The organism is Rubripirellula amarantea (assembly GCF_007859865.1).
In the GTDB taxonomy this organism is placed as follows: domain Bacteria; phylum Planctomycetota; class Planctomycetia; order Pirellulales; family Pirellulaceae; genus Rubripirellula; species Rubripirellula amarantea.
The window spans coordinates 640108-655139 of sequence record NZ_SJPI01000002.1; the positions used below are offsets into that span (position 1 = coordinate 640108).

At 54.5% G+C, this 15032-nt stretch carries 15 protein-coding genes; 5 read left to right on the forward strand and 10 right to left on the reverse strand.

Going from position 1 to position 15032, the window contains the following annotated elements:
* Positions 1-3 precede the first annotated feature (3 nt).
* Together Pla22_RS15685 and Pla22_RS25715 are read right to left on the reverse strand one after the other, a co-directional pair.
* Entirely contained in the window at positions 4-2052 is a 2049-nt protein-coding gene (locus Pla22_RS15685; protein ID WP_146515778.1) for an alpha/beta hydrolase domain-containing protein, read from the reverse strand.
* A 605-nt stretch (positions 2053-2657) separates the two neighbouring features.
* The gene (locus Pla22_RS25715; RefSeq protein WP_242632085.1) at positions 2658-2837 is read right to left on the reverse strand and encodes a hypothetical protein; all 180 of its coding nucleotides are present in this window, start codon (positions 2835-2837) and stop codon (positions 2658-2660) included.
* On the opposite strand from Pla22_RS25715, the gene Pla22_RS25965 reads away from it, so the two are divergent.
* The 3 genes from Pla22_RS25965 (at position 2769) to Pla22_RS15700 (ending at position 5105) form a co-directional block, all read left to right on the forward strand.
* Complete coding sequence (locus Pla22_RS25965; RefSeq protein ID WP_390620292.1) at positions 2769-3083, forward strand: hypothetical protein; 315 nt, start codon at positions 2769-2771, stop codon at positions 3081-3083. The two genes, Pla22_RS25715 and Pla22_RS25965, sit on opposite strands and share 69 nt — an antisense overlap.
* On the forward strand, positions 3034-3666 hold the full coding sequence (locus tag Pla22_RS15695; RefSeq protein WP_146515780.1) for a hypothetical protein: 633 nt from the start codon (positions 3034-3036) through the stop codon (positions 3664-3666). Before Pla22_RS25965 ends, Pla22_RS15695 begins: the two co-directional genes overlap by 50 nt.
* A 545-nt stretch (positions 3667-4211) precedes the next feature.
* Positions 4212-5105, forward strand: coding sequence for a hypothetical protein (locus Pla22_RS15700; RefSeq protein WP_146515781.1), 894 nt, complete (start codon positions 4212-4214; stop codon positions 5103-5105).
* Here Pla22_RS15700 and Pla22_RS15705 read toward each other — a convergent pair.
* Positions 5102-5500, reverse strand: coding sequence for a tyrosine-type recombinase/integrase (locus tag Pla22_RS15705; RefSeq protein ID WP_146515782.1), 399 nt, complete (start codon positions 5498-5500; stop codon positions 5102-5104). The genes Pla22_RS15700 and Pla22_RS15705 overlap by 4 nt on opposite strands.
* Positions 5501-5517: 17 nt before the next feature.
* Positions 5518-5820, reverse strand: a complete 303-nt coding sequence (locus tag Pla22_RS25720) for a hypothetical protein (protein ID WP_242632087.1) — start codon at positions 5818-5820, stop codon at positions 5518-5520.
* A 93-nt stretch (positions 5821-5913) separates the two neighbouring features.
* On the opposite strand from Pla22_RS25720, the gene Pla22_RS15710 reads away from it, so the two are divergent.
* The gene (locus tag Pla22_RS15710) at positions 5914-8052 is read left to right on the forward strand and encodes an alpha/beta hydrolase family protein (RefSeq protein WP_242632088.1); all 2139 of its coding nucleotides are present in this window, start codon (positions 5914-5916) and stop codon (positions 8050-8052) included.
* 189 nt (positions 8053-8241) lie between these two features.
* Here the strand turns inward: Pla22_RS15710 and Pla22_RS15715 are convergent, their stop codons facing one another.
* The 5 genes from Pla22_RS15715 to Pla22_RS15735 form a co-directional block, all read right to left on the reverse strand.
* On the reverse strand, positions 8242-8928 hold the full coding sequence (locus Pla22_RS15715) for an alpha/beta fold hydrolase (RefSeq protein ID WP_146515784.1): 687 nt from the start codon (positions 8926-8928) through the stop codon (positions 8242-8244).
* A 199-nt stretch (positions 8929-9127) separates the two neighbouring features.
* Complete coding sequence (locus tag Pla22_RS15720; protein ID WP_146515785.1) at positions 9128-9577, reverse strand: GNAT family N-acetyltransferase; 450 nt, start codon at positions 9575-9577, stop codon at positions 9128-9130.
* Positions 9578-9744: 167 nt separating this feature from the next.
* A complete protein-coding gene (locus tag Pla22_RS15725; RefSeq protein WP_146515786.1) occupies positions 9745-10167 on the reverse strand; it encodes a hypothetical protein in 423 nt (140 codons plus the stop codon).
* A 186-nt stretch (positions 10168-10353) separates the two neighbouring features.
* Positions 10354-10893 (reverse strand): hypothetical protein, encoded by a 540-nt coding sequence (locus Pla22_RS15730; protein ID WP_146515787.1) that lies wholly within the window; start codon positions 10891-10893, stop codon positions 10354-10356.
* Positions 10894-11134: 241 nt separating this feature from the next.
* A complete protein-coding gene (locus tag Pla22_RS15735; protein ID WP_242632089.1) occupies positions 11135-14032 on the reverse strand; it encodes a M16 family metallopeptidase in 2898 nt (965 codons plus the stop codon).
* Between the two features lie 153 nt (positions 14033-14185).
* On the opposite strand from Pla22_RS15735, the gene Pla22_RS15740 reads away from it, so the two are divergent.
* A complete protein-coding gene (locus tag Pla22_RS15740) occupies positions 14186-14506 on the forward strand; it encodes a Rieske (2Fe-2S) protein (protein ID WP_146515789.1) in 321 nt (106 codons plus the stop codon).
* On the opposite strand, the gene Pla22_RS15745 is transcribed toward Pla22_RS15740, so the two are convergent.
* Positions 14489-14971: a hypothetical protein gene (locus Pla22_RS15745; RefSeq protein WP_146515790.1), complete on the reverse strand. Its 483-nt coding sequence runs from the start codon at positions 14969-14971 to the stop codon at positions 14489-14491. The genes Pla22_RS15740 and Pla22_RS15745 overlap by 18 nt on opposite strands.
* Between the last annotated feature and the right edge of the window lie 61 nt (positions 14972-15032).

Genomic DNA, 15032 nt, shown 5'->3' on the forward strand with positions numbered 1-15032 from the left:
AGCTTACTTTGGTGAGTCCGTCGGTACGTCTCGGCCGCGGGCCATGTCCAGCATCATCAATGCGTCTTCGGCAAGTAAGAAGCGTTGTCCATGGAGCAACGCTACTGAATCGGCAAAGGCGGCCAGGTAATCGGATCGGCTTGGGTAGCGTTCTTTGAGCGGTACTCGAGAATCGCCCTCGGTTGCAACCACGGGAAACGGATGGTAACCGCCATGCAAGTCAGCCAGGGCACCGGCACCGCCAAGCGATTCGTCGCGAAGGTTCCAGCCGGTGTACGTGGCGGTTGCAGCGGCAACGTCGGGCAATCTTATTCCCGCTCGCTCATTCCCGTCTTGGTCGACTGTCGGGACGAGCGTTCGATACGCTTTGCCGATTTTCGGTGGCACGTGATCCGCGATGCCCTGATCCGCCCATCGCGGGCCCAAGTCCAATCGCAATGGTTGGTGGCACACCGTCGGCACGTCCACTCCCGGGATGCTCGGAAACTGGTCTCGAAATTCGTCGAGGCTTACCAATGTGCCCTCATCGATTCTCGGGTAAGCACTCGCCGGCGGTAGCGTATCGCGGGCAACCCAGTCGTCCATGGACGTCAACATTGCTCGCAGCACCGGACCACGGTGTTTGAGAGGGTTCCGTAGGTAGCGGCAAATGCCGCGGTCGGTGGGACTTGCTCCCAGATGCTGAGCTCCCGCAATCAAATAGATCCGCGTGTTCGGATCCAGTTCCAAGTCTCGCGTACCTTCAACATCCGTGTGCAGCAGCGATGCCGCTCGCGACCAATACTCCGTCGACGTTTGCACGAAAAACAATTTGGGCAGATCGTTCTTGCCACGCAGTCGCGCAAGCGAATCGCCGCTTTCACCGGTTAGTGGATCGACCTGCGGCGAGGTTGCGAAGGGAAAGAAGTCCGCGGGGGATAGGTTGTTGCGAAGCTGAGTCCCGTAGACCGTCGCCATCGCAAACCGGCTGTTAAAGAGTCCCTTGCCTGCCCCCGCAACATGAATCACTGCGCCGTCGAAAACGGTGCGGGCGCGTTCGTCAACATTGAACCCCTCGTACATGAAGTGATGAATCAGTCGGCCCGATTGAGATATCCCAAACACGATTGCGCGATCACACGCGCCGGCCAGAGGGTTAGAGAGGTTTTGATCGTTGGTGTTCTCGTGGTAGCGGAAAAAAGAAACTGCATCGCGCAATCCCGCCAATCCCAAGCCTGAAACTCGAGGATCGCGAGCGGTGTAGACGAGCTCGTAGATCCAGCCCGGCTTCATCCCCCCTTGGACATACAGGGCCGCTGGGTTTTCAATCAGCTTGCCATCGACGTAATCTGCAAACGCCCATTCGTTTCGCGGAATCACGATTGGATCAGCAGACCGACTCGATCGCATCGTCAACTTAGCGGAAGCGTCGTTAGCATCGACCGTTGGATAGCCCGCCGACGTGCCCCAAGGACTAAAGTAAAACGCTTGGCTGTCGGTTGGCTCATCCACCAAGATCTCGACATAGTTGGGACCCGTGATAGGCGATCCATCCGAATTCTTCGCGATCGGAAGCCCTGCTAACAAGCGTCCGGTTCCATCATCGACGACGTCGCCATTCCATCCTGTCCAAAGAATGGAATAGCCTTCACGCATCAGAAAGCCGTTGCCCGCGTCGTCCAGCGAGGTCGGGTTTACCGAGATCTCGGCGTCGTTGAATGTCATTAGTGCGAGCTTGCTGCCGCGGTTATGGACATCGTATAGAAGGCATCCGTTGCCCTTTTCGGGATTGGCTGGCCGAAGCAAGAAAAAGTCAGCCCAGAACTCGACACGACCGTGCTGATTCTTGGGGGCAAGCTTCAGGTCACACACGCGATCGTTGGCGTCTGCGTTAGGATCCACATCGAAGAACAGACGCCCCGACACGGACTCGTAAGCACCCGTCCGGCCAAACACGTGTCCGTTGGCGAAAGGAACCCGCTGCGAAACCTCCACACGTGTGACCTCGGCGTAAGCCGATGGCAAGCTCGCTAATGCCAAGCCGATGGTGGCAACACATACACACAACTTCATAACGGGTTCCAGTTGATAATCGGCAGGTTGAATAAGCCGTGGTACAGGACAAGTATCGCAACGGTCGCGTAAGATACCACCGACTTGCACTGTCGTTCTTGCAACGAAGCTCTCGCAGGTAGCCGTCGTCTTAGACACGACACTGGTTCACCCAAAGCCGAGCTTTGCACGCGTGCCTACAACCGCGTTGAGGTGCTGCAAGCGAAGGACCCTGGAGCCCCGACTGGTTATCAACGGTAGTGCGATTGCACGGGATGATCCCACTCGAAGGCATTTGTCTCTCATTCGCGAAGCCATTTGTGCGCAGGACACTTTGTTTTGCTCAGGGCCCTAAATGAACGCGATCAAACATCTCCAGTTTGAAGCATAGCGTGGTGGCGTTGTGGAACGGTTGACAATATTAAAGCTGGAAAACAAAAAGGGAATTCACTGGACCACATGCCGCTGCACCGTAAGAATCAAACCCGATGGGTCGATTGTCGAACTAGTCGAAACCAAGGGGCAGGGGCATAATGCTGTATCGACGCATTTTTCTGATTGCAATTTTGATTGCCATCTCGCTTCCGCAAATGCTGTTTGCAGAATCGGAGGGAACGGGTGACGCCTCAGAGCGGCTGCACGTCCAAGCCTCGATCCATCCGCAGCTCGGCCGTCCAGTACCCCAGGTTGTTTTCGACGTCGGTGAAGTTCTTACCGGAAAAGCGATTGAGGTCGAGATAACCCTCTTCAACAACCTGTCGGAAAAAATTGTCTTTGACGACGTAGGGACCTCTTGTACTTGCCAACAGATTGAGCCCAAGAACGGTGTTATTCCTGTTGGAGGCAAGCTTACTTTCACGCTGAAGCTGAACGGCGTTGACCGTCCGCGTGAGACGAAAATGCTTGGCTTCCTACGATTCATCAAACAGGGACGTGAAGTGGTCAGTGCTCGCTTTTCGTGTAACTACTCTGCGTACTACGTACTACGATTTTCTCGAATCTGTGACTGTAGTGCCCTACCGCGAGGAAATGGGCAAGCAACTCAAGTTTGACGTTCCGATTGCTCTTGGAGAGCGCCTTGATCCAGGCAGCTTCGAATTTACGCTTGAGGGTCTCGATGGCGCGCAGGGTACATTTGAAATGGATGCGGACGCATCCGTTGTTCATGCGAGCGTAGATCTCAAAGAGCCACTTAAAACACAGCGTCAATTCGGCAAGATCTCAATGTTTTCTGATCAGACCGGACACCTCGCTTCGACGGACTTGATCGTCCAGCCAAGCCAAGCGATTCGTATCATGCCCGGCTTATTGACATTTAGCCAGGACGAAGATGGAGGCGACTACAAAGCACGAGCATTTGTCCGCGTTGAAAGTGATGACGACGGATCTAGTGAGTCGCCGAAATCTGCGTTCATAACGCTCAGTGGCGAATCCTGCGAATTCAAGGTGGATTCCAAATCCTTATCAGGCGGAATTTGGCAAACACATTTTTCCATTTCCGAGGAAAAACAAAAAACACTTTTTGAGAGCAACTCTGATCGTGGTTCACCGGTAAACCTTTCCATTCGCGTCGTGTGCGGTAAAGAAACACTGACGCGAGATATTTCTGCAACGTTTAAGGAGTTTGAGCGATGAAAACGATCTATCGGCTGTTTCTATTGGGCATTGTCGGTCTTGCTACTCCGGCGTACGCAATCGCCCAGGAGTGTTGGATGTATTATGATCTACCATGCCCGTAGTTTAATGAATCTTGTTCGACTAAGGGCTGTACCGTAACGCTGATAGGCGGTGGAGGCCCGGGGCAAGGTCCGGTTCCAATCTATGTATGCACGGCAACCAGTGGACTCAGAGGCACTGGTAGAACAACTAAGGCTGCTACGCCTTGGGACGAGATCCATGCAGAGGGGCCAGGAGGTGAAACCGTTACCACGGACGCTTCATTCAAGTACTGCGAAGAATTACAATTCTGCAACACGAATGAAGTGTGCGCTGACGCTCAATCGAAATGTGGAGGAACGTTTTGGGTCGATGACTTTGCGAGCAAACGCTTCGATGTAAAGATTATGAATCCCGAGTGTCCACCGGACCCGCCGGAAGGTCAGTAGTCGAAACCGAGAGTTCCAGTCTATAAAAAAGCATTAAAGGCGTCATAAATGGGTGTTTGCTTTAGATTTGTAAAATTGACGCTAGTCGCTGTTCTTGGTTCGCTTGTCGCGAATGCCGATCCTGGTCCCCATGTCGAAAGTGATGCTGGGGCGGCAGCAGACTTAGTCGACTCACTTGAAACATCTGTCGCTCTGATGCGATCGCTGTCGCCCTTTGATGTTGTCGGTGAACTTTCAGACATCCGCGTCTTTGAAGCTGGCGCTGATGGCGACGTGGCTATGAAATTTCGGCTTCAACTCGATCGTGAGCGTGAGACTGCTATATACGCGGCAGAACGTCATGACCATGGAAGGTTCATGATCAATGCCCTTGTGATTGCCGAAAAGAAGATAAAGAAGTTTCCGATAGTTCCTGAGAACCGTGGCGGTGCTATTCTGGACTTTGAGGAAGCATTGTTGGAGTCTGGCGCACTGCTACCGGATTTTTTCCCTGTTATAAGATTTCCCTACTACGACGACGGTAAGAAAGAACTCGCAGTTCTGAGTTCCGCCATTCTTTCCAAGACGTCTACCGTGAAACGCGAATCGGAAGGGAGCGACGTGCGTTACTCTGTGCGAGTGGATGCCAGCAATGGTGGATTCGACTTGCGCGAATGGGTCTTCAGTAAAGAAAAGGCTGTCCCCATTAAATACAGTGTTTCGAGAGCGATTGGAGACTATCCTCTCGTAAAGTACTTTACCCAGTCGATCACGTGGGGAGAGAAAGACGGGCACGACGTACCGAGTCACATATCAGTTGAGGGACTAGCGGTCCGACCTGAAGCAAAAGGCGGTACGTATGAGCGGGGAGACGCAGTCAAGACACTTAACTTGAAATGGTTGCGTGTTCGGCGAGCAGGAAGCAACAAGATACCAGAACTTCGATCTCCAAGCGATGTGTCTAACTTCATTGAAGAAGGACCACACTAGCCATAGCGGATCGTATAGGCAGGGCTGCGATCCAAATTCTCCGTCCCGCGAATGTAACGTAGTGTGGTTCGTGGGTCCTTGTGACCGAGCCAATGCTGAATGTCTATCAACGGAATGCCCGCTTTGTCCGCTTCGGTTGCAGCGGTCACGCGAAGTGAGTGAACGCTGACTTCCTCATCTATCCCGACTTGTGCGCAGTACTTCTTAACGAGGCGTTGGATTGAACGAACCGTCATCCGATCTTCGGTAAAGCCGTCGCGACCCTGGCCGCGTGGCGTAAGTGTGGGTCGAAACAGTGGTTCTTTGCGCTTGCCTTCGAGACCCGCTAGTGCAATCCAAGCGTTTACGGCCGACGCAGGAATGGGTGGGATTACGCCACCAGGACACCAATTCACTCAAACAAGACACTGGCTCACCCAAAGTAGGTCAATCCAGTTTGTGCTCCGCCGCCACGTTCCGCTTCGAACGCATCCGCCTCGGATGGCTGTCCGCCAGCGTCCACGCTTCGCACGACTGCGGCATACAATAGCAGCTTTCCCCCGCAGTCGCTTTCAATTTGATCGCGATGAGACCAAGTCTTCGAAACAACACCAACGATGGGCTGCCGATGAGGAACCTCTGCTGGATCTATTTCGCGTTTGCGATGCTGACACCGCTTGTTGCTGTCGCCCAGGATGACCTTGCGTTCACGGTTGAACGCTCGATTGCGCATCATGGGTTTGATGGAACCCGGTGTTGGGTGCACGCTCGCGCGGGAGTGATCCCGGCCGGTCAACCGGGAAATAAGTCCCAGCAACCGCTTGTGGTCATGACGATGCAACCGTTGATGCTTCATGGGGCGGACTTAGGGGCAGACTTGTTCGACGCATTGCATCAAACCAATTCTTACGACCGGGGAGAAACATGGACTGATCCATCGTTACAAGACTCTTTTGCCAGACAAAGAGTCGTCGCGGGTTCAGATCGCTTGCCCACGGGTGCCGCGATGGCGCCGGAACTGCTTCACGCGGGTGACGAAACAACTGTCTGTGACTTTACTCCCGCTTGGCACGCGGCCAGCCAGCGATTGCTCGGCTTGGGGCATACGGTTTGGTATCGCAACGACCATGTCCTTCCCGTGCGTCCGCGTGGAATCGCGTATGCGGTGTATGACACCTTGGGTAAACGGTGGTCAGCATGGGACACCGTGGACCTTCCCATGGAACCTAAGTTCGAGTGTGCCGGATCAGGGAGCGGTCAACGCGTGGATCTGCCGGGCGGTGACGTGCTGATTCCGATCTCTATGAAGGAACCGACGCAAAACCAATACGCCGTGACAGTCTGCCGATGCCGATTTGATGGCCGAACGCTTGACTATGTTGAACATGGCAACGAATTGACCATTCCCATTAAACGCGGCCTTTACGAACCCTCGTTGACGTTCTTTCAGGGACGCTACTTCTTGACGATGCGAAACGACGATCACGGCTACGTGAGCGTCAGCGACGATGGTCTTCACTTTGCAAAGCAACAACGCTGGACATTCGATGATGGAAGTGACCTGGGCAACTACAACACCCAGCAACACTGGGTAACGCATCGGGATGGGCTGTACTTGGTCTACACCAGGCGGTCGAAGGACAACAGCCACGTCTTTCGACATCGCGCTCCTTTGTATATCGCTCGCGTCGACCCCGACGAACTGCACGTCATTCGCTCTACCGAAAAGATCCTGGTTCCTCAACGCGGTGCCAGGCTGGGTAACTTTGGGGTCACTGACGTGTCACCCGATGAAACATGGGTGACCGTTGCCGAGTGGATGCAACCTGACGGAGTCGAAAAGCACGGTAGTGACAACAGCGTGTTCATCGCAAAATTGAAGTGGAATCGACCCAACGATATTGCCGTGGATTCAACTCCCGCCACCACCATTGGGCCTTACTTTACGCCGCCGCGGCGTTGGCAAGGCGAAACCGGTCCTTATACGTCACCGCTTCAATTCGCGGATGGTTCTCGCGTGACCACGCCAGACGATTGGCGACGCCGCCGGGCGGAGATCGTTGACCAGTGGGAAGGCTTGATGGGGAAGTGGCCTCCTCTGATCAAACAACCGGAGGTAACGCTTCTAGAAACGAGTCATCGAGAAAGCTTCACTCAACACCACATTCAATTTCGCTGGACGCCTAACCAAACTACCAAGGGTTATCTATTGATTCCCGATGGCCCCGGACCTCATCCAGGCGTCGTGACCGTGTACTACGAACCGGAAACCGCAATCGGGATGGGGAAAGCTGATCGCGATTTCGCACTGCAATTGGTGCGGCGAGGTTTTGTGACGCTATCCATCGGTACGACGCAGTCTACCCAGGCAAGAACCTACTCGATTCATTATCCAGATTTGGATGACGTGCAGGTGGAACCGCTTTCGATGCTCGGTTACGCCGCGGCGAACGCCTGGTACGTTTTGGCGAGTCGTCCCGAGGTGGATTCGAAGCGGATCGGCATCGTAGGGCATTCCTATGGTGGCAAGTGGGCCATGTTTGCCGCCTGCCTGTTTCCCAACTATGCGTGTGCCGCTTGGTCGGACGCGGGCATCGTATTTGACGAAGATCAAGAAGACGTCAACTATTGGGAACCGTGGTACCTGGGCTCTCATCCCCGACCCTGGCGCAAACGCGGGCTGATTACTAATGACAATCCAGCACGTGGGCTGTATCCCGAACTAATAGCCGCCGGTCGAGACTTGCATGAACTGCATGTTCTCATGGCCCCTCGGCCCTTCTTGGTTTCCGGCGGCGCAGTGGATCCGCCAAGTCGTTGGCAAGCGCTGAATCTTTCCATCGAAGTCAACCGAGTCTTAGGTCATCGCAATCGAGTCGCCATGACCAATCGACCCGACCACGCACCCAACGAAGATTCAAACGAAGTGATCTACTCTTTCTTTCAGCACTTCCTCGGCGACGAATAGAAATAGTGATCGATCTGCGAAACGTGTGTGTGGTCGATTGCTGATTTGACACCAGGACGACGGACAACAATACACCAAAGAAATATACGCGATGGTTTCATGGAACGTGACAATCCTGCCACTGGAACCAATGCCGGTAAGCGTCGCCCACCAACGAAGGTGTGTCAAAGACCCAGCGTAAAAGCCATGCTAGGTACCGGTGATTTGCGAGATGTGTTTGCGGAGAAATTCGTTTACCTGCGATCCGTGTGTCATCGAGATAACGTGCCCACCACCGGCAACCACTTCGTCGGGTTCAACGCAGGAAATGGGAAAAACGTTGTCGCGATCACCGTGAATGTGGCGCACGTCAACATCTTCGTAGGATGAATCCCATGAAAGAATTTGCCGTGCGGACCAGCGGAGGACATCAGCATCGGCACGCGAGAATTGACGGGTAATACCCGCAAGGTGTTTTGCACCAGCACTGCGGGCAGCAACTGCAGATAATGCCGCGGATTTCTGCAGTAACGTCAGTGGTGTGATATTGAGCGCGGCGGAGAATGGCCGAAGGATTCGAATGCGTTGAGGGAGCTGATGCGGCCCGCGAATGCTACCGATCAGGATGCAAGCCATCGCATTGATATGTCGCGTCATCTCGAGCGCCACGATGCCACCGAAGGATGCTCCACCGACGATGCAGGGCCGGTCAACCGCGAGAGCGTCAGCAATCCGCACGCAATACGACCGCAAGTCATCACCATCGTTGGGGACCACCCACTCGGGAACAATCAAATTCGGAAATGCGACGGTTTGTGGAAGGAAGACGGACGCGTCGGCACCCATGCCTGAAAACAGGATCAGAGGAACGTCGGATGGGCTGGAAACACTATTCATCGAGACCGACTAAACGGAAGAATCTCTTCACCGCCCCAAACGAACATGTGACGACGAACATGTGACGACGAACATGTGACGACGGACATGTGACGACGGACATGTGACGACGGACATGTGACTTGAAGTAGGTGAACCGAAATCATCGCGAACGCAAACAGGCGAAGTTAAGCGTGGAGTGACTAACGCTAAATGGATTCTAGGTATTCCGGTGCCAAACCAAAACGGTTCCGTCTTCCGGGTGATCCGTGGTGGAGTGGGCAACGAATCCCAGTTTCTCAAGAATTCGGTGAGATGCATTACGTTGCACTAAGGTTTGAGCAGTAATCAGGATACCAGGAGCTTCAGATGCTGCGATTTGAACCAGTTCCCGCGCCATCGCAGTTGCAACGCCGTCACCTTCATGCCCCGGGAAAGTGAAGTATGCAATTTCTACCGAATTATTGTCCGGCGGAGACTTAAAGCCACAAGTGCCGACGATGGTCGAACTGCGCGCAGCCAAGTATCCGATCCATGGTCGTACAAACCCCGACTTGGCATACATCGCTGACGTGTATTCCGTGATCGAGACTGCCAGTCCGGGCAATGCACCGGTAAAGTCTTCAGCCGAACCGTCAACCTGAATAGGAAAGAGAGTGACGCTCATCATTCACTGGTGCACCTAAGGAAAGATATTCTCGTCGCCGTTCTCCATCGAAGAGAACGATCTTGAACTACGAAACATTTTACCAACACCACGCCCGTCGCCAATCGGGAAAGGCTTGGCGCTGCGTCTGGGGACCGAAGGCACTCGCGCACTAACCAGGTGGCGTGACGCTACGCTACCGATTCGGCTGCAAGCAATTTGAAGAGTTGCTGGAGATGATCTGGAAGGACGGTTGAATCACCATTCACAAAGTTTGCAAGTGACGCAAACGCCAAGTCGTGTTGACGCTTGCATCTGGCGGCGTCTTCATATCCATACTTGTCAACGTGATTCCATTTGAGTCGATCGAAACGCTCCGCAGCATCAATAACCGATTGAGCATCCTCCGGCATAAGGATGCGCAAGAGCATGAAGAACAATCGGCGGTGGTCTTGTTTGTGCAGGAGTCCTTCTTCGCGCGTGAACCCAGTGGTTGCGTGTTGTTTCGCGTCACCGGAAAGCGTGGAGAGCCAGTTAAGCGTTGAATCGGGGATGGAAAAGCGAAGGTGCGTCGCACTCGTGAGGTCGCTGAACACGAAGTTGAATGACGACATCGGGTATCGAAATGCCTGCATACCGATGAACCTGCGTCACACAACGGAAGGTTTTTACGACACCGCCCTGAACGAAGCGGGGGACGCCTGAACTGCCGGATATTGTATCAAGGCTTTGGCCCGTTGCCAAAGAGCCAAGGTGTGCCCGAAGGGCCTAGCGTAAAAACCATGTTGGCAGACATTGAACTACGAGTGATCGTGCCAGTATATTTGTTTGTGGCCGTGCGACTCGAGTTCGGCAACCCAGCATTTCGCGTCCCGCTCGGTTGTCGGGTGCCCAACAGGCATTGCATTGCCATCATCTCCCTGACGCCACACTTGAAAAGACGTTAGCGCCCCAAGCGGATGCGCCCACGGTTCCATCGTGGAAAACGCCTCGATCTCGCGTGAGTTTGCGTCGAGGGTGGACGCAGTCTGGATGGTTTTCGGAAAAGGCAGATGGCGGATTGCGTGTTCGATTTCTGGCAAGTCGGCGAACACGTTAGCGATGCCAGTCATGCCAGCACCAAGTGGTTCGATGAATTCGTACAGGACGCGGAGTCCGCAAGGATAAGCGAATGCCCAGTAATCCGCGTCGCCGAGTCCATCCACCCAGTCGCGGTAGGGTGGATCGCCAAGGAGCGATTTGGCGAGACCGAGATCGTACCGCAGGTTGGCGATATGAAACGGGAATGCGTGCTTCTCCGCGGGCGGCAATGCAATCGGTGTCGGTTGCGACGCTGTCATCGTGAACGCCTATGTCTGCCAACACACACTTTGGGCGACACGCCCACTGGTGGTGGGGGAACGTGTTTGCCTGGAATACTTAGCTTAGCTCGTTCCCTGAGCGCTTGCAAAAGCGTTGCTGCGGGCATCCGATGTCCTCGCTAGCACCCGAACTCATTGCACTTAAGTCTCAGGTGCTCGAGTCTCAGGTGCTTAAGTCTCAGGTGCTCGCGTGACGATCAGATCGAGAAATTCGCTTGACCTAGTTGGCCGATGCGGCGGCCGCTTTCTGTTCCGACGACTCACTCGTACCGTCGTCCTTCGCGTTGGCTGCCTTCTCGCTGGCTTCCTTCGCGGCCGCTGCAAAGTCGCCCGCGACGGCAATCACAAGCTTCTCGGGGACGATGTACTTCTTGATCGCGCTGTTAACGCTCTCCACCGTGGCAGCCTCAATCTGCGATTCGTGCTCAGCCGCGGCAGCCATCGTCCGGCCATCAAACAACGTGCTTAGCAGGTCGCCCGCCACCGCCCCATCGTTGGTTCGACGAACCTTGGCCGCTTGCAGATAGGCGACTTTGGCTTGGGCAAGCTCCTCCTCCGTCACGCCCTGATCACGTATCAGATCGAGCTCTTCCATGATCACTTCGAGCAACCGATCTTTGTTACCCGGATTGGTGATCGCGTAGAGCGTAAAGTCGACTCGCTTGTCACGCTCTTTGGATGACAAACCGCTACGGACACCGTAGGACAAACCTTCTTGCTGGCGAACGCGGTTTCCCAGCCTACTGCTTAGCGATCCACCGCCAAGGATATAGTTGCCCAGAACTAGCGACGCGTATTCTGGATCGGTATCGGACAGCGAATATTGTTGGCTGCTGTAGAGCAACGCATTTGCTTTGTCTGGAGTCTCGATTGCGATTGTTTCGCCAGCGATCTCGGGATGAGCCTCACGGTCCGCACGTACGAACTCGATGTCAGACTTCCAATCCGCAAACCGATCTTTCAGCAGCGACTTTACTTGATCGGCTTCGAAGTCGCCCACCACCGCGAGCTCGCCCTGCTGGTTGCTCAGGAAATCCTCGTGCAGTGATCTGATTTCATCGACGGTAACGGATTCGTACATTGCGATTTCTTCGTCGAACGTTTGCACGTATCGCACGTCGCCCTTGGGGTACGGCGAAAGCGCTCGGCGTACCGCACGCGGTGCAAGTGCTTGGGGTTCGACCGTGCTCTTCTGCAAGCCCGTGACGACTTGGCGTTTGATCACATCGAGTTCCGCCGCATCAAGTTTTGGATTTCGTGCAATGTCGGCGATCAATTCGATCACTTCGGGCAAGAACTCTCGCTTCGTTTTCACTGACATCTGCAGCACACCGGTGGTGGAGTTGATGGACAACTCGGTACGCAGCCGCGTCAATTCGTCTTGCAATTCGGTATTGTCCAATTTCTCGGTGCCCTTGGACATTAGCAGTCCCATCAATTCCATCGGGCCCACTTTGTCCGCCAGAGTTTCCGGGGTACCGAATCGCAACGTCATTAGAAGGTTGACCGTTTCGCCTCGAGTCTTCTTTGGCATCAGTGCGTACTCGATCCCGCCTACCAACGTGCCTCGCTCGGTACGTTCTTCGATGGCGAGCGGCGTTGGGTCAAATACTTCGCCAGCCGCCATCGCTTCGCGGCCTTTGTAGTCCTTCAACACTTGCTGCAAGTCAGGTGATTCGGGAATGATCGCTCGATCAGACTTCTCACTGGGAATGAACAGGCCAACCGTTCGGTTGTTTTGCGTAAAGTATCGGTCGGCAACCCGTTGAACGTCATCGACTGTCAAAGCCTCGATTGCATCGCGAAACAGGAAGTACAAACGCCAATCACCTTGGGCGGCCCAATCGCTTAACGAGATCGCCAGACGACCTGGGTCGGCCGATTCGAGTTCGCGACTCTTGAGCATTTGTTGCACGGCACGGTTGAGCTCTTTTTCGGTGATCGGGTTTTCTTCAAACCCATGTTCCATGATGTCGATCAGGGTTTGGCGTCCCTGTTCGAGCGAGTTTTCCATTGGGATTTCCGCAATCGTCATGAATAAACCCGGTTCGGTGAACGCGTACGCGATCGCGTAAACATTCGATGCCAATTTGGTTTCAACCATGTTCTTGTAAAGCCGGCCGCTCGGTTCGTCACCCATGATGTACATCAGCGCTTTGGCGGCGGCGAAGTCAGGGTGGCTGCTGGCGGGAATGTGGTACGCCGTTCCAGCAAACTGGACTTCACCGACGCGTCGCAGCACCACGGTTCGCTCACCGTCTTGCGCCGGTTCGGTCGTGTAAGTGTCGTCGATCGGGGTGTCGGGTTTCTTGAGCGAACCGAAGTATTGTTCGACGTGCTTGAGTGCTTCGGACGGTTCGAACTTACCGGCGACAACGACCATGACGTTATCCGGGCGGTAAAACTTCTTGTAGAACTTACGCAACCGAACCACAGGCACGCGTTCGATGTCGCTGCGGTTGCCAATCGTCGAACGGCCGTAGTTGTGCCAATCGAAAGCCGCGGACTGCATCCGCTGCATCAGGACACGGATCGGCGAATTTTCACCGCTCTCGAACTCGTTGCGAACCACGGTCATTTCGCTCTCGAGGTCTTCGCCCTTGATGAAGCTGTTGACCAACCGGTCAGCTTCCAGGCGGATCGCGAACTCAAGATTGTCGCCGCTAGCCGGCAAGGTCTCGTAGTAGTTGGTGCGGTCCATCCACGTGGTGCCATTCATTGAATTACCAGCACCGCGATCCTTTAAGACCTTAGGAATATCGGGGTGACTAGGCGTACCTTTGAACAACATGTGTTCGAGCAGGTGAGCCATGCCGGCTTCGCCATAGCCTTCGTGACGAGAACCGACAAACACAGTCATGTTGACCGTGACGACTTCTTTGCTGGGGTCGGGGAACAACAACACTCGCACGCCATTCTCGAGCTTGTATTCCGAAATTCCCTCGATCTCGGTGATCTTCTCTGGAAGTGAAGCAGCAGATTCAGTCACGGAGTCTTCCTTAGTGGGTTCGTCGGCGAAGGCGATGATCGGCAACCAAGCGGCGATCAGTCCTAAGGCTAGAATGCGGGGAATGAATGCGAGTCGAGAATCGCAAGAGAAAATTGGCGTAGCAGCCACAGCAAACTCCATCGTTGGTGGCACGAAAATTGTCGGTTACACTGCCAAGAATTGTACCGGACGTGTCGACGTGGGATAGGTGTCGCAACGCTCCCGCAAGCTCGTTATCACCTCACGCCCTTCCCTTCAAACCGCTTTCGGACGAACCGTTCAATGTCGCATGAAAACTGGATCCCCGTCGCTCAATCCAATGCGGTCTGCGATGACGCCGCGATCGAAGTGGTGGTCGGCCAGCAAATTATCGCGGTCTTCCGAAGCGACGGTGTCCTGTATGCGCTCGATGGCATGTGTGCTCATCAAGGCGGACCGATTGCCGAGGGTACGGTGGCGCATGGATGCGTGACTTGTCCGTGGCACGGCTGGCAATACGAACTTGCTAGCGGTATCCAGACCATCAATCGCCAACCGTTGCAGCGAGTTTACGAGGTCCGCGAACGTGATGGCATGATCGAAGTGCTAGCTGAACCGAGCTAAATTCGATTCGGGATAACCATCGTAGAAGCGTCGAATCCAATGTCGACCTTTCCAATCTTCCAGGTGACGTTGCCATCCCATTCGCTCGAGGAAGCGATCGGAAATCTTGCCATTGGAAACATGAGCAACGATGGCTTGAGCGCCGCGTATCTTGGCGATCTCGTGCAAGACATGAACGGCACCGCTGAACGAACGGTAACCGGCTTGTGAGCCACTGCGAACATAATCAAGGGTAAGAAACCCTGGCAATCCGCGAGGTTGGTGATAGTCGAGCCAGCAAATTGCGTCGTCGGTGCGTCCGTAATGAGCCTGCCACCAAACTTGAGCCATCGAGACATTGCCACACATCAGGCGTTTTTCAACGCGGACGAGCTTGCCGTGTTCCATCACAATGCGACCGTTTCGCCAACGACGTAACTTGTCGGCGTCGGCAATGATGTCGGTGGTGTGATCGAGGGTAAACATGTTCAAAGATACCACGCGGCGGCGTTCCGATTGGTGGGGCGCCGCGTTTTGGCTTCGCTGC

Bases quoted from the DNA above. Each gene is read 5' to 3' on its own strand.
- Pla22_RS15685 (WP_146515778.1), bottom strand. From the start codon at position 2,052: ATGAAGTTGTGTGTATGTGTTGCCACCATCGGCTTGGCATTAGCGAGC.
- Pla22_RS25720 (WP_242632087.1), bottom strand. From the start codon at position 5,820: ATGATGCGCAATCGAGCGTTCAACCGTGAACGCAAGGTCATCCTGGGC.
- Pla22_RS15710 (WP_242632088.1), top strand. From the start codon at position 5,914: ATGACGATGCAACCGTTGATGCTTCATGGGGCGGACTTAGGGGCAGAC.
- Pla22_RS15715 (WP_146515784.1), bottom strand. From the start codon at position 8,928: ATGAATAGTGTTTCCAGCCCATCCGACGTTCCTCTGATCCTGTTTTCA.
- Pla22_RS15720 (WP_146515785.1), bottom strand. From the start codon at position 9,577: ATGATGAGCGTCACTCTCTTTCCTATTCAGGTTGACGGTTCGGCTGAA.
- Pla22_RS15725 (WP_146515786.1), bottom strand. From the start codon at position 10,167: ATGTCGTCATTCAACTTCGTGTTCAGCGACCTCACGAGTGCGACGCAC.
- Pla22_RS15730 (WP_146515787.1), bottom strand. From the start codon at position 10,893: ATGACAGCGTCGCAACCGACACCGATTGCATTGCCGCCCGCGGAGAAG.
- Pla22_RS15740 (WP_146515789.1), top strand. From the start codon at position 14,186: ATGTCGCATGAAAACTGGATCCCCGTCGCTCAATCCAATGCGGTCTGC.
- Pla22_RS15745 (WP_146515790.1), bottom strand. From the start codon at position 14,971: ATGTTTACCCTCGATCACACCACCGACATCATTGCCGACGCCGACAAG.